At 64.3% G+C, this 12,890-nt stretch carries 13 protein-coding genes; 5 read left to right on the top strand and 8 right to left on the bottom strand.

The features are described 5' to 3' along the window. Window positions 1-104: 104 nt before the first annotated feature. Window positions 105-1,928 carry an ABC transporter ATP-binding protein/permease gene (locus FJ973_RS24470; protein ID WP_140558097.1) on the bottom strand — a complete coding sequence of 608 codons (1,824 nt, stop codon included), beginning with the start codon at window positions 1,926-1,928 and terminating at the stop codon, window positions 105-107. A 139-nt stretch (window positions 1,929-2,067) separates the two neighbouring features. After that, window positions 2,068-2,856, bottom strand: a complete 789-nt coding sequence (locus tag FJ973_RS24465; protein ID WP_140525413.1) for a methyltransferase domain-containing protein — start codon at window positions 2,854-2,856, stop codon at window positions 2,068-2,070. A 153-nt stretch (window positions 2,857-3,009) separates the two neighbouring features. Here FJ973_RS24465 and gloB point away from each other — a divergent pair, with 153 nt between their 5' ends. Both gloB and FJ973_RS24455 read left to right on the top strand, forming a co-directional pair. Then, window positions 3,010-3,777 (top strand): hydroxyacylglutathione hydrolase, encoded by a 768-nt coding sequence (gene gloB, locus FJ973_RS24460; RefSeq protein WP_140558095.1) that lies wholly within the window; start codon window positions 3,010-3,012, stop codon window positions 3,775-3,777. A gap of 23 nt (window positions 3,778-3,800) precedes the next feature. After that, complete coding sequence (locus tag FJ973_RS24455; RefSeq protein ID WP_140500770.1) at window positions 3,801-4,241, top strand: cupin domain-containing protein; 441 nt, start codon at window positions 3,801-3,803, stop codon at window positions 4,239-4,241. A gap of 15 nt (window positions 4,242-4,256) precedes the next feature. On the opposite strand, the gene FJ973_RS24450 is transcribed toward FJ973_RS24455, so the two are convergent. Genes FJ973_RS24450 through FJ973_RS24440 form a run of 3 tightly spaced genes read right to left on the bottom strand, consistent with a single transcriptional unit; the run spans window position 4,257 to window position 6,679 of the window. Then, a complete protein-coding gene (locus FJ973_RS24450) occupies window positions 4,257-4,931 on the bottom strand; it encodes a lysoplasmalogenase family protein (RefSeq protein WP_140500769.1) in 675 nt (224 codons plus the stop codon). Continuing rightward, window positions 4,928-5,863, bottom strand: coding sequence for an EamA family transporter (locus FJ973_RS24445; protein ID WP_140558094.1), 936 nt, complete (start codon window positions 5,861-5,863; stop codon window positions 4,928-4,930). The genes FJ973_RS24450 and FJ973_RS24445 overlap by 4 nt, the downstream gene beginning before the upstream one ends. Window positions 5,864-5,890: 27 nt before the next feature. Further along, window positions 5,891-6,679 (bottom strand): DUF3108 domain-containing protein, encoded by a 789-nt coding sequence (locus tag FJ973_RS24440; protein WP_140500767.1) that lies wholly within the window; start codon window positions 6,677-6,679, stop codon window positions 5,891-5,893. 251 nt (window positions 6,680-6,930) lie between these two features. On the opposite strand from FJ973_RS24440, the gene rpmB reads away from it, so the two are divergent. The 3 genes from rpmB (at window position 6,931) to FJ973_RS24425 (ending at window position 8,758) form a co-directional block, all read left to right on the top strand. Next, window positions 6,931-7,227 carry a 50S ribosomal protein L28 gene (rpmB, locus tag FJ973_RS24435; RefSeq protein ID WP_140500766.1) on the top strand — a complete coding sequence of 99 codons (297 nt, stop codon included), beginning with the start codon at window positions 6,931-6,933 and terminating at the stop codon, window positions 7,225-7,227. 163 nt (window positions 7,228-7,390) lie between these two features. Next, complete coding sequence (locus FJ973_RS24430) at window positions 7,391-8,074, top strand: queuosine precursor transporter (RefSeq protein WP_140558092.1); 684 nt, start codon at window positions 7,391-7,393, stop codon at window positions 8,072-8,074. A 3-nt stretch (window positions 8,075-8,077) separates the two neighbouring features. After that, complete coding sequence (locus FJ973_RS24425) at window positions 8,078-8,758, top strand: hypothetical protein (protein WP_140500764.1); 681 nt, start codon at window positions 8,078-8,080, stop codon at window positions 8,756-8,758. Window positions 8,759-8,893: 135 nt separating this feature from the next. Here FJ973_RS24425 and FJ973_RS24420 read toward each other — a convergent pair whose 3' ends face one another. The 3 genes from FJ973_RS24420 to cobS are packed head-to-tail and all read right to left on the bottom strand — an operon-like array spanning window position 8,894 to window position 12,815. Beyond that, on the bottom strand, window positions 8,894-9,922 hold the full coding sequence (locus FJ973_RS24420) for an esterase-like activity of phytase family protein (protein WP_140558091.1): 1,029 nt from the start codon (window positions 9,920-9,922) through the stop codon (window positions 8,894-8,896). Further along, window positions 9,919-11,817, bottom strand: coding sequence for a cobaltochelatase subunit CobT (gene cobT / locus FJ973_RS24415; RefSeq protein ID WP_140500762.1), 1,899 nt, complete (start codon window positions 11,815-11,817; stop codon window positions 9,919-9,921). The genes FJ973_RS24420 and cobT overlap by 4 nt, the downstream gene beginning before the upstream one ends. Before the next feature lie 11 nt (window positions 11,818-11,828). Continuing rightward, window positions 11,829-12,815: a cobaltochelatase subunit CobS gene (cobS, locus tag FJ973_RS24410; RefSeq protein ID WP_140500761.1), complete on the bottom strand. Its 987-nt coding sequence runs from the start codon at window positions 12,813-12,815 to the stop codon at window positions 11,829-11,831. Window positions 12,816-12,890 lie beyond the last annotated feature (75 nt).

Here is a 12,890-nt window from a genome sequence, read left to right as displayed (position 1 = left end):
GCCGGCTCAAGCTATGTTTCCGGTGCGATCTTCCCTCGCGATCACGGCGAAATAAAGCTGCCACGTGGCGTGGCGCGGGCTGGTCCGAATAGATGCCGGAAGTGCTATTTCTTGGGGCGAGGAGCGGCCGGCGGCGGCTCGATCGCGCCTGCCCTTATGCGCGCGGGCTTCAGAGCCGGCACGCCGGACGCCTTCACGATGGTCAGTGCGCGCGGGAAGAATTGATTGTTGTGCTGGCCGCGGCCTATATTGAAGATCGTCGCCCCGCCCAGCCGCTTCTCCAGCATCGACAACACCCGCCGCAGTGTCGGTCCGTCGAAGGCATCGAGAGCCTCATCGATGATCACCCATTTTGGTTGGCGCAGCACGAGGCGGGCAAAGGCCAGCAGGCGCAGTTCGTCGTCGGCCAGTTCATGCTCCCAGCGCGCGCTGCGGCCGAGCGACGACGACAGGTGTTCCAGGCCGATCTCGGCCAGCACGGCTGAGATATCGGCATCGCTTGCCGGCGCAACCCCGTCCACGCGGTCGAGCACTTCGCGCAGCGTGGCGGTTGGGAAGTAAGGCGTGCGCGGCACGAAGATGGGCGTCTCTCCCGCCGGCATGCCGATGCGCCCGCTCCCCCATGGCCACAGGCCGGCAATGGCGCGAAAGAACAGCGTCTTGCCCGCGCCAGGCTCGCCGGTGAGCATGACGCGTTCGCCGGCGTGGATCTCGACATGCTGGTCGGCGAGCCTCGTGCAGCCCTCCGGCGAGGCCACTTCGAGTTTCTCGAAGGTCAGCTTGCCGTTTGCATTCTCGCCGAATTCGATGCGCCTTTCCTGGCCGTGCAGCACATCGGTCTCATCCAGCGCAATGCGGAAATCGGCGACGCGCATCAGCGTCGCGCGCCAATCGGCGATGCTGCCGATATTGTTGATGAACCAACGCAATGAAGAATGGACCTGATTGAAGGCGCCGACCGCCATCATCAGTCCGCCGAAGCTGATATCGCCCGCGAAATAGACCGGCGAAGCGACCAGGATGGGAGCCACCACGGTGATCCAGCCATAGGTGTCCGTCACCCAGGCGAGATTGATCTGGGCGTTATAGATGCGTCGCATGGCGCCGAGCACGGTGCCCAGGTCGGTTTCCAGCCGCCGCCTGGCATCGGGCTCGCTTCGGGCGAGCGCGATGGCATCGATGTTCTCGTTGACGCGCACCATCGAGGAACGCAGCTCCGCCTCGCGTGTGTAGCGGTCGCTGTTGAGGTGGATCAGTGGCCGTCCGACCAGCCAGCTCAGCCAGGAAGCCGTTCCGGCATAGAGGATGGCCGCCCACACCATGTAGCCCGGTATGGCGAGCGATGTCCCGCCGACATGGAAGACGAAGCCCGAGGACAGCTCCCACAACACGCCGACGAAGGAGGCGAGCAGGATTAGGGATTGCAGCAGGCCAACGCCAAGATCCGTCGACAGGTCGGAAAGATGGCTCGCGTCCTGCTGCATGCGCTGGTCGGGATTGACCCCGATGGCGCCTGCATGCGCCAGGCGAAAAGCGCGCGCCGGCCGCATCCATCCATCGATCAGATCGAGCGTCAGCGCCTCGCGCAGCTTCAGCCGGATCGTCTGATTGAGCCAGGTCTGGCCGACATTGAGCACAAGAAGCCCACCGGCAATCGCGGCAAAAACGGCGAGCTGGTGCAGGAAGGCCTGCATGTCGCGGCGTGCAAGCGCATCGTAGAAAGGCTGGTTCCAGCGGTTGAGCAGAACCTGGCCGATCGAGGTCGCGACAATGACGGCAACCATTCCGATGGAGGCCCAGCGTAGCCCTTTGCGGACCGGCGACCCGGCAAGCGCCAGCTTGATGGTTGCCACCTGATCACGCAGGCTCGAAGCTTCGACCGCAGCGATAGGCCGGGCAGAGGCATCATTGTCCGGATAATCGGCCATGAGCTGAAGTCCTTGCGTTCAAAAGCGGTGCTGAAAACCGGATGAAGTGTAGTGACGCCACCGGTCACTCAGCCAGGCTGCGAGCCCGTCAGCGACAGATAGGTCGCGAAATGCCGTCCGGCGCAAGTTTCTGGCATGATCACGAAGGTGTCATTCGCGGACCCGGCGATGTCGTGCCCCCGGTCTCTATTCGCCGGCCGAGCCGCGTTGCTGCATGCGGCGAAAGCACCGGCACGAAAACCCGTCGGGAAGCGCGCTGGGCGGCCGGCACGCCCTGATAGAGCCGCTTCTGCGCCTCGACCACGATGACGCCGGAAAAGATCGGCCACAGCCGCCGGCCGGCGCGCTCCACCATATTGTGGAAGCGCATCATGAAACGCCGCCGCGATGGCGGAAAGAACAGGGCGTCGGACCAGGCGGCGGGCGTGAAATTCGCCTCGCGCAGCAACTCGGTGAGCTGACCGCGCGAGAACGGCCTGCCATTGCCAAACGGCGTGTGCTCGAACCGCGCCCAGACGCCGCGCCGGTTGGGCACGACGATGACCACCCGGCCGGCCGGCGACAGCACGCGCCAGATCTCGTTCAGCGTTTCGCGCGGGTTTTCGACATGCTCGAGCGAATGCACGAGCAGCATGCGGTCGATGCAGGAATCGACCAGCGGCAGTTCCTCGTCGAAAACCAGAGCCGTCGCCGTCGGTCCCGCCGCCGGCCAGACCACGGCGCCCTGCGTCGCCGGCATGAAGGCGAACACCCGCTCGGCGTCGCTGCCGAACCGTTCCAGCCAAGGCAAGGTGTAGCCGAGCCCGACAAGCCGCTCATTGGGCACGGTGGCCCATATCGATGACAAGGCCATGGTGATCGAATGCTCGGCGAAGCGACCGAGCGCTGTCGAATAGAAGGAGCGGAGATCGACGATGTCGGAATGCATGTCAGGGATGTAGCCGCGATATCGGCGGGTTTCAACAAAAGGCCGCGACGTCCCGAGATCCCGGATGTCGAATGACATCCTGACATTAGTCATCTCCGGGATGACATCCGCGCGTCGGCGTCCTATGTCTGCGGCGAAAGATGGAGAGATGCGATGGCGGTCGAAATCGAACAGTTCATGTGCCGCAGCGACAATTTCGGCGTGCTGGTGCATGACCCCAAAAGCGGTCAGACCGCGCTTATCGATGCGCCGGAAGAAGCGGCGATCCTGGCTGCGGTCAAGCGCACCGGCTGGACGCCGACGATGATCCTGACCACGCATCACCATGCCGACCATGTCGAGGCCAATCTGGCGCTGAAGCAGCGCTTCAAGCTGCGCATCGTGGGTCCCGAAGCCGAAAAGGCCAAGATTCCCGGCATTGACGACACTGTCGAGGACGGTTCGATCCTGCGTCTCGGCGAGGAGCGCATCGAAGTGATCGCCACCCCCGGCCACACCGCCGGCCACGTCTCCTATCACCTGCCGGCATCGAAAGTGGCGTTCACCGCCGACACGCTGTTCGCGCTCGGCTGCGGGCGGCTGTTCGAATGCAAGCCGCCGGTGATGTATGGATCCCTGAAGAAGCTCGCGGCACTGCCTGCCGCGACCGTGATCTATTGCGGGCACGAATACACGCTCGCCAACGCCCGTTTCGCGCTGAGCGTCGACCGGACCAATTCGGCATTGAAGGAACGCGCGGCAAAAATTGAAGCGCTGCGCGCCGATAACAAGCCGACGCTGCCGACCACGATCGGCGAGGAATTGTCGACCAACCCTTTCCTGCGCTGGCACGATCCGGCAATCCGCAGGCATCTCGGCATGGAGAAGGCGTCGGATGTCGAGGTTTTTGCCGAGATCCGCAAGCGCAAGGATAATTTCTAGGCCAAGCGACACTGGTCGAAACCATGACGAGTTCCGCAGAAATCATCGTCATCCTTGGCATGAAGCCGCATCCGGAAGGCGGCTGGTACACGGAAACCTTTCGCGACGGTGGCGGCGGAGCTCGAGGCCACTCGACGGCGATCTATTTTCTGCTGGAGCAGGGCCAGGTTTCCGCCTGGCATCGCGTCAGGGATGCAGCCGAGGCCTGGCACTTCTACGCCGGCGCGCCGCTGGCGCTGTCGATATGGGAAGAAGGCGGCCCAAAGGCTAACCGGGTGATCGAGCAGGTGCTCGGCATCGAGCTTGCGGCCGGCGAGCGGCCGCAAATCGTCGTGCCGGCGGGCTGGTGGCAATCGGCGCGCAGCCTGGGCGAGTGGACCCTGGTCGGCTGCACCGTGGCGCCGGGCTTCGACTTTGCGGCGTTTGAACTGGCGGAGCCTGGTTGGCGGCCTAAACAGCTCTGACGCAGCCGGAAACCCTTAGCGCAGCAGGAAACCAAGCGTGATCACGAGCTGCGCGGCGTAGTAAAGCACCCAGACCGCCAAACGCATCCAGGCGCGATGTGGCGAAATGGCGGCCGCCAGGAAGCGTTCCGTGGCCAGCAGCGCGTCGGACGCCATGAACAGCACGGCACCGCCGATAACAGCGGCACTGCTCGTCGTCAGCGCCGAAATGCCCATGGCGAGGATGGCCGCGACATAGCCCGCGATCGGCGCTCGCAGGGCCGGGCCGACGCGGCGCCACAGCGCCGCCAGCATGAGAATAACGAATACCGCCATCGCAAGTGCGATTGCCGCGCGCCAAGGTTCGGCCCCCAGCACTCCCATCCCCCCGCCGCTGCGCAGGAACAGCACGACGTAGACGATATGCGCGGCGAGAAAGCTGCCCAGCCCGCCCAGAAACATCTTTTCGCCATCCCGCGACAGGAAGGCGTCGCCGATGGCGCTCAGCGCAAGAGCGGCGACCAGTAGCAGCGGCCCGCCCTGCATCGCCGCCAGCACGGCAAGCATGGCCACGGCGAGCGTTTTTGCCGCCGAACGGGCGAGCGTCGGCGCCATGCCTGATGTGAAGGCGTAGACAACCGCCGCCACCAGCGAAAAGATCAGCGTCGCATTGGCGTTGGCGTCGATGCCGCCTGGAAACGGCATCGTCACGCCCGGGCTCCGCCTTCGGATGCCCCGGCTCCGTTTTCGGATGCACCGGCTCCGCTTTCGGAAGCAGCGGGCTTGCGCAGGAACAGCGACTTTGCCGCCAGGGCAGCGCCGCCGGTGATGAGCACGCAAGCGGCGAGGATGCGCAGCGACGGTTCGGCGACGCCGGCCGCGATCAACACCAGCGTCGACAGGAGCGGCGCGGCATAGCTTGCCGCGCCCAGCACCTGGATGTTGCCGCGCTTGACCCCGACATCCCAGGCATAGAAGGCTGCCCCCACTGGCATCAGGCCGAGCCCGAGCACGGCAAGCCATTGCCCGGCACTCGCGGGCAGCACCGTCTCTTCCAGCGCCAGATGGCAGGCAAGCGACAACAGCGCGGTCGCCGCGCAGAACCAAGTGACGATGCTGGTCGGCACTGACGGGAAACGCCGCGACAGGAGCGAATAGGACGACCACAGCACGGCGCAGACGGCAGCCATGGCGTAGCCGAAGGCATAGCGCGCGTCGAAGGCGAGGCCGCCGCCCTTGGTGACGATGAGGAAGGTGCCGGCAAGGCCAAGCAGCGCGCCGACGATATGGTTCCAGGCCAGCCGCTCGCCCGGCATCAGCGCCGAGCCGAGCACGATCAGCAGCGGCCACAGATAGGCGATCAGACTGGCCTCCACCGCCGGCGCGTTGCGCAGCGCGGTGAAGTAGAAAAAGTGGTAGCCGAAAAGGCCGGCAATGCCGATCACCCAGACCTGGCGAGGTATCCTCTGGCTTTTATCCGCGGCCGACATGAAAAGGCGCGCGAAAAGCCCGACCCCGGTGCCGATCGAGAAGGTGATCGCCGACAAGAGGAACGGCGGCACCTTGCCGGATGCGTCCGTAAGCAACGCCAGCAGTGCCCACATGGCCACGGCCGAAAAGCCGATCAGTGTCGCGCGCCCCATTCTGTCTCCAGCGGCGCGCGTGGCGCCTTATTGTATTGCTTCGAAACGCCTGGCGCTGATGGTCAAGGTGCCGATCTGCGTCCCGACCGTCGCGCGGATCGGCGCATATACCCCGGTTTGGCCGAGCGGCGCAAATGTCACCATTATGCGGCTTTTGTTCTTGAGGTAGTTGAGCGCCTTGCGGCCCTTGCGGTAGCCCGCCACCGGCTCGAAACCCATCCGGCATGTGACGGTGTCGCCCTTGTAGCCGGGCACCGAGATCGACCCTTTTGAAGCGTAGCTCAGCGTCAGGTTGGCGCGCATCTCGCCGTCATACAGCCTCACGGTGCGGCCGCAGACCTTGTCGAGGCTGCCGGCATGGATGACGGTTGCCGCCATCGGATCGAGCACCGATGCCAGGTCGCCGGCGCCAAGCGGCACCCAACTGTCGGGATCGCGCTTTTCCGGCGCGGGAACGACCGTCGTCGAGATGACGTTGCCATTGGCAAAACGAATGTCGATGGCGGAGGCTTTCTTGCCGGAAGTGTAGTCCGCGCGGAACGCCTGCGGCACCATCTTCTGGCCCGAAATCGTACCCTTGGACGAGATCGTGCCGCGCGTGTCATCGAACAGCTTGGCGAGACCAGCCGCGGAAACGCTGCCGTCGATCGAGTAGACGCCGTTCTCATAATGGCTTGAAAAGCTTGATTTCGCGATAGAAAGGCCCAGAAACGACACTGTGTATTCGCCCCTGAAGGACTGCGGCGAGGCGGCCGTCGCAGGCGACGGCGAGGCGACGGCCAGCGCGGCGGCAAGGGCATGGGGCAAGCGAAGCATGGCGCGATCGGATCCTTGATTTCAACCGGAGGCGGACAACTCCGGTCTGGCATGTCCCTATGGAACCGCTTATACGACGAATTCCGGCCTTAGTATGAAATGCCGCTGGGCCAGGCTGGAGCTTGACGCATGGGCGAAATGCAACTATGGAACGCCAACTTTTTCCATAAGGCCGCTTGACCAGAACCGCGCGCCACCCGGCGTGGGCACGAAGGTTTGGCAGGTCCCCGAGAGAACTGAAGGTTAGAACCATGTCCCGCACCTGCGAACTCACTGCCAAGGCAGTCCAGACCGGCAACAATGTGAGCCACGCCAACAACAAGACCAAGCGTCGCTTCCTGCCGAACCTCGTCAATGTGACGCTGATTTCGGAAGCGCTGAACCAGAATGTGCGCCTGCGCATTTCCGCCAACGCGCTGCGTTCGGTCGAGCATCGCGGCGGTCTCGACGCCTTCCTGGCCAAGGCTGACGTCAAGGAGCTGTCGCAGCGCGCGCGCCTCTTGAAGAAGCAGATCGCCAAGAAGCTCGCCGAGCAGGCTGCCGCGTAAACTGCCTTCAGGCGGGGGACAACCGCCCTGGCCAACCTCTTGTTGGCCTTGGACATCGGGTCGCCGTCCGCAAGGCGGTTTCGGAAATCCGATGCTCGAACAAAGCGAGCGCGATCCGGTTTCGGCATGACGCTCCGCTGGTTCCATTACCCAGGATAAAAAAATGACTTCCTTCTCGCGATACCTGCCCTTCGTGGCCGCCATGGCGCTTGTCGTCGTGGCATCGAATATCCTCGTGCAGTTCCCGATGCAGGGTCGGATCGGCGGCTTGTCGCTGGCCGACCTGCTCACCTGGGGCGCGTTCACCTACCCGTTCTCCTTTCTGGTCACGGACCTTGCCAACCGCCGCTACGGGCCTGCCGTGGCGCGCCGGATCGTCTTTGTCGGCTTCATGACGGCGGTGGTCTGCTCGGTCCTCGTGCCGCCCTTCCTGTTCCGCCATGGTTTCATCGAGTTCGAGACCGCCGCCGACCGGCTGGTGCGCATCGCGGCGGCGTCCGGCGCGGCCTTCCTCACCGCGCAATTGCTAGACGTGACCGTGTTCAACCGTCTGCGCCGACAGAGCTGGTGGCGGGCGCCGATCGTCGGCACGCTGGTCGGCTCGGTGTTCGACACCGTCGTGTTCTTCAGCGTCGCTTTCTCCGCGGCTTTCGCCTTCGCTGGCCCAAGCGACAGTTTTGCGCTGGAAACGGCGCCGCTGATGGGCGTGCTGCCGGTCGAGGCCATGCGTTGGGTCTCCTGGGCGCTTGGCGACCTCAGCGTGAAGCTGATCATCGCCGTCGTGGCACTGATCCCCTATCGGCTGCTCGCCGCCCGCTGGAGCCAGCCGGCTGTTGCTGCGGTCTAGGCCGTGATTCCCTGGATCCAGCTGGACTCCGCGAAAACCCCGGATGGCGCGCAGGAGCTTCGGCTCAAGCGGCGCGGTTCCGAATTCTCGATCATGCTGGGCACCAACGAGTTGATGAACAGCCGCCTCAGCGGCTCGGAAGAAGCGTTGGCCAGGCTCTCCTGTCGGAGGATCGCCGGCCGCAGACAGCCGAGAATGCTGATCGGCGGGCTTGGCATGGGTTTTACGCTGCGCGCCGCTCTCGCCGAGTTGGGCGAGAATGCCGAAATCACTGTCGCGGAGTTGGTGCCGGCGGTCATCGCGTGGGCGCGAGGGCCGATGGCCGAACTGTTTGGTGGCTGTCTCGACGATCCGCGCGTCATCGTCCGGGAGGCCGATGTCGGGCAGTTTATAAGATCCCGGCCCGCGGTCTGGGACGCCATCCTGCTCGATGTCGACAATGGCCCGGACGGCATCGTTCACAAATCCAACGACGCGCTGTACAGCCTGCAGGGTCTGGCGGCAGCGCGCACCGCACTGAAGCCCGGCGGCGTGCTTGCCGTGTGGTCGCAAGGGCCGGACAGCGGCTTCACCCGGCGGCTGAAGCAGGCAGGTTTCGCGGTCGAGGAGGTGAGCACGCGCGCCAACGGCAAGCGCGGCGCGCGTCATGTCATCTGGATCGCCACCAACGGCTCGCGACCCTGAGCGGACGCCGTCATTTGATGAATAGTCGACCCCCACTCCGTCGAGTTGCGCTCGACGGAGTGGGGGAAGGCCTCCGACCAAATCGAAGCCGGCGTTGAATACCTTCAACTTCAGCTTCGCAGCTGGAGCGCCAGATCAGTCCTGGTGCAAAATGAATTCCAGATAGAGATTGCGCTGCAGGATCGAGTGGTTGTCGTCGGAGATCAGCGACACCATCAGCGCGCCGTCTTCGCGCGTCCAGACGTCGAGCCCTTCCATATTGTCGATCTGGTAGCCCATATCGGCTTCCAGCAGCACCGGACCGTCGGCGACCGCGCCCTTCTCCACGGTCTCGCCATCAACGCGCCGCAGCCGCATCTTGAGGCCTCCTGCCATCGTGAAACTGCGCTCCAGCAGCAGAAGGTCGCCATCCGGCAGGAAAGCCCCATCGGTGATATCGAAATCGCCGTTGCGCTTGACGGTGAAGACGCCCTTGTGCGGACCTTCGATGATGGCGGCATAGATGTTGCCGCCCTTGTCCAAGCTCTTTTCCGACACCACGACCAGGCCGCCTTGGTGGCGGCCATTGGCATTGGCGTGGGTGACGGTCTCGAAGCCTCGGTTCCGGCGCAGCTCCCATGCCGGAACCAGGAAATCCATCTGCCTGAACGGCGCCTTCATATCGTCGGGGCCAATTTTGAACTGGGCGACGCGATGGTTGCGCTCGAAACCCACGGTGGCAATGCCGTCCTTGACGGAAAGCCCCTCGGCATCGACTTCCGATTTCTCGTCGATCGGCTGGCCCGATGCATCGACCATCTGTTCCATGCGGAAGTCCCCGATGCCTGACGGGCGCTTGTCCGCATCATGGGTCACGGTGCCGAAGAACCAGAATCCGGTATCGGCGACGCCGACGAAGTCGCGACCGCCTTTCAGGAAACGGAAGGCCGACAGCGCGCCGAAATCGCGCGACGGCGACGTCATCTCCAGCCCGCCGACGAATTCGAGCGGACCGAATTGCTTGTCGGCACGGCCTATACGGAATTCGGTGATCGGGCGGGCCGAGACCTCGACCGGTTCAACCGAGGTCGCGCCGGCCGAACTGGATGGCACCGGGGCTGCACCGGCAAACAGGGCGATGGCGGCGAAAAGTGCTTGTCGAAATCCGCCGTGCGAAAAGATCATCCGGCGCGCCGCATGCCGCCCCGCCGCGTATCGCGTGCGCTTTCCTCGGCGAACAGCGAAGCCAATTGCTCGGTCATGGCGCCGGCCAGTTCCTCGGCATCGACAATGGTGACGGCGCGCCGGTAATAGCGGGTGACGTCATGGCCGATGCCGATGGCAAGCAGCTCGACCGGCGAGCGCGTCTCGATCAGTTCGATGACGGCGCGCAGATGGCGCTCGAGATAATTGCCTGGATTGACCGACAGCGTCGAATCGTCGACCGGCGCGCCGTCCGAGATCATCATCAGGATCTTGCGCTGCTCCGGCCGGGCGATCAGCCGGTTATGCGCCCACAGCAGCGCCTCGCCGTCGATGTTTTCCTTGAGCAGGCCCTCGCGCATCATCAGTCCGAGATTGCGCCGTGCCCGCCGCCAGGGATGGTCGGCCGACTTGTAGATGATGTGGCGCAGGTCGTTCAGCCGACCCGGATTCGGCGGCTTGCCGTCCTTCAGCCACTTCTCGCGGGCCTGCCCGCCTTTCCAGGCGCGTGTGGTGAAGCCCAGAATCTCGACCGAAACGCCGCAGCGTTCCAGCGTGCGCGCCAGAATGTCGGCGCAGGTGGCGGCCACGGTGATCGGCCGGCCGCGCATGGAACCCGAATTGTCGAGCACCAGCGTCACCACCGTGTCGCGGAATTTGGTGTCGCGCTCCTGCTTGAAAGACAGCGGCTGCATCGGATCGATGACGACGCGCACCAACCGTGCCGGATCGAGATAGCCCTCCTCCAGGTCGAAATCCCACGACCGGTTCTGCTGCGCCATCAGGCGGCGCTGCAAACGGTTGGCCAGCCGGCCGACGACGCCGGACAGGTTGGCGAGTTGCTTGTCGAGAAAGGCGCGCAGCCGGTCGAGCTCTTCTTCCTCGCAAAGCTCCTCCGCCCCCACCGTCTCGTCGAAAGCTGACGTGAAGACCTTGTAATCGATCTCCTTCGGAAGGTTGGTGAAAGGGTTGTCGTTGCGGCGCGCCTCGCCGGGCGTCTCGGCATCGGCATCGTCGTCGTCGGACAAATCGTCGGCAGTGGCGTCGGAGGCTTCGGTCTCGGCCGACTGCTCGTCGTCAGAGGAAGCCTCGGCATCTTCGGACTGCGACTGTTCGGAGCCGGAATCGTCCTCGCCGCCTTCCTCGCTCTGTTCCTCGCCTTGCGGCTGGTTGTCGTCATTGTCCTCTGAATCTTCTGTCTCCTGCTCGTCGCCGAGTTCCTCGGCCATTTCCATGGAGGCGAGCATTTCACGCACGACGCGGGCGAAGGCCTGCTGGTCGTCGAGCTTGGACGACAGCCCGTCGAGGTCGGCGCTGGCCTTTTCCTCTACCCAGGGGCGCCAGAGCTCGACCAGCCGCTCGCCGCTCTTGGGGATCGGCCGGCCGGTCAGCTTCTCGCGCACCATCAGCGCCAGCGCCTCCTCGATCGGGGCGTCGGCCTTGTCCTTGACGTCGACGAGATTGGCCTTGGCGTATTTGTCCTCCAGCATCGAGCCTATATTGTCGGCGACCCCTTGCATGGCGCGGCTGCCGATCGCCTCGACGCGCGCCTGCTCGACCGCGTCGTAGATGGCGCGGGCCGCCTTGCCTTCCGGCGCCAGTCTGCTGTGGATGCGCACGTCATGGCAGGCGCGCTTGAGCGCCATGGAATCGCCGAGGCCGCGGGTGATGGCTATGTCGGTCTTGGACGCCTTCTTGGGCAATTCCGGCAGCCGGGCGCGGCTGCCGGCGAGCGCCGGGCGGTCCTTGGCGAAGCCGACTTCCAGCTCCTTGTCGCCGGCGATGGCGCGCATGCAGACGGTGACGGCACGCTTGAAGCTGTCGGCTTCAGAGCCCGTCTTCGACTTGTTGCGCGTATTGTCGCCCGGACCCGCCATCGAGGCTCTGCTTAGCCCAGCACCACATTGGCGGCGCTCTCCGGCAGATCCTCGCCGAAGGCGCGCTGGTAGAACTCGGCCACCACCGAGCGCTCCAGTTCGTCGCATTTGTTGAGGAAGGTCAGCCGGAACGCCATGCCGATATTGCCGAAGATCTCGGCATTCTCCGCCCAGGTGATGACGGTACGCGGGCTCATCACGGTCGACAGATCGCCATTGATGAACGCCGAGCGCGTCATGTCGGCGACGCGCACCATCTTGTTGACGATGTCCTTGCCCTTGCCGTCGCGATAGTGCTTGGCCTTGGCCAGCACGATGTTCACCTCGTTGTCGTGCGGCAGGTAGTTCAGCGTGGTGACGATCGACCAGCGGTCCATCTGCGCCTGGTTGATCTGTTGGGTGCCGTGGTAGAGGCCGGTGGTGTCGCCCAACCCGACCGTGTTGGCGGTCGAGAACAGCCGGAACGCCGGATGCGGACGGATGACGCGGCTCTGGTCGAGCAGCGTCAGCCGACCCGACGATTCCAGCACGCGCTGGATCACGAACATCACGTCCGGACGGCCGGCGTCATATTCGTCGAAGCACAGCGCCACATTGTGCTGATAAGCCCAAGGCAGGATACCGTCGCGGAATTCGGTGATCTGCAAGCCGTCCTTGACCACGATCGCGTCCTTGCCGACGAGGTCGATGCGGCTGACATGGCTGTCGAGATTGACGCGCACGCAAGGCCAGTTGAGGCGGGCCGCGACCTGCTCGATGTGGGTCGATTTGCCGGTGCCGTGATAGCCCGAGACCATGACGCGCCGGTTGTAGGCGAAGCCGGCGAGGATCGCCATCGTCGTCGCCTTGTCGAAAAGATAGTCGGGATCGATGTCGGGCACATGTTCGCTGGTGACCGAATAGGCCGGCACCACCATCTTGGAGTCGAAGCCGAATTTGTCCTTCACCGACACCGTGGTGTCGGGCAGGTTGGCGATGTCGCGATCGACCTTGTTCATCTCTATCCACGTCTCCACGGGCGAAACGACTGATTTCGCCGGCAATCGATTTTCTCCGGGGGCGGTCTTAGAGCC

This window comes from Mesorhizobium sp. B2-1-3 (assembly GCF_006442495.1).
Lineage (GTDB): Bacteria > Pseudomonadota > Alphaproteobacteria > Rhizobiales > Rhizobiaceae > Mesorhizobium.
The sequence above is the reverse complement of the archived record's forward strand: the minus strand, read 5'-3'. Positions and strand labels throughout refer to the sequence as shown.

What these genes read in the sequence shown, in the direction of transcription:
- FJ973_RS24455 (WP_140500770.1), top strand. Translation starts at nt 3,801, where the DNA reads ATGACGAGTTCCGCAGAAATCATCGTCATCCTTGGCATGAAGCCGCAT.
- FJ973_RS24440 (WP_140500767.1), bottom strand. Translation starts at nt 6,679, where the DNA reads ATGCTTCGCTTGCCCCATGCCCTTGCCGCCGCGCTGGCCGTCGCCTCG.
- cobT (WP_140500762.1), bottom strand. Translation starts at nt 11,817, where the DNA reads ATGGCGGGTCCGGGCGACAATACGCGCAACAAGTCGAAGACGGGCTCT.
- gloB (WP_140558095.1), top strand. Translation starts at nt 3,010, where the DNA reads ATGGCGGTCGAAATCGAACAGTTCATGTGCCGCAGCGACAATTTCGGC.
- cobS (WP_140500761.1), bottom strand. Translation starts at nt 12,815, where the DNA reads ATGAACAAGGTCGATCGCGACATCGCCAACCTGCCCGACACCACGGTG.
- FJ973_RS24430 (WP_140558092.1), top strand. Translation starts at nt 7,391, where the DNA reads ATGACTTCCTTCTCGCGATACCTGCCCTTCGTGGCCGCCATGGCGCTT.
- FJ973_RS24465 (WP_140525413.1), bottom strand. Translation starts at nt 2,856, where the DNA reads ATGCATTCCGACATCGTCGATCTCCGCTCCTTCTATTCGACAGCGCTC.
- FJ973_RS24470 (WP_140558097.1), bottom strand. Translation starts at nt 1,928, where the DNA reads ATGGCCGATTATCCGGACAATGATGCCTCTGCCCGGCCTATCGCTGCG.
- FJ973_RS24445 (WP_140558094.1), bottom strand. Translation starts at nt 5,863, where the DNA reads ATGGGGCGCGCGACACTGATCGGCTTTTCGGCCGTGGCCATGTGGGCA.
- FJ973_RS24420 (WP_140558091.1), bottom strand. Translation starts at nt 9,922, where the DNA reads ATGATCTTTTCGCACGGCGGATTTCGACAAGCACTTTTCGCCGCCATC.
- rpmB (WP_140500766.1), top strand. Translation starts at nt 6,931, where the DNA reads ATGTCCCGCACCTGCGAACTCACTGCCAAGGCAGTCCAGACCGGCAAC.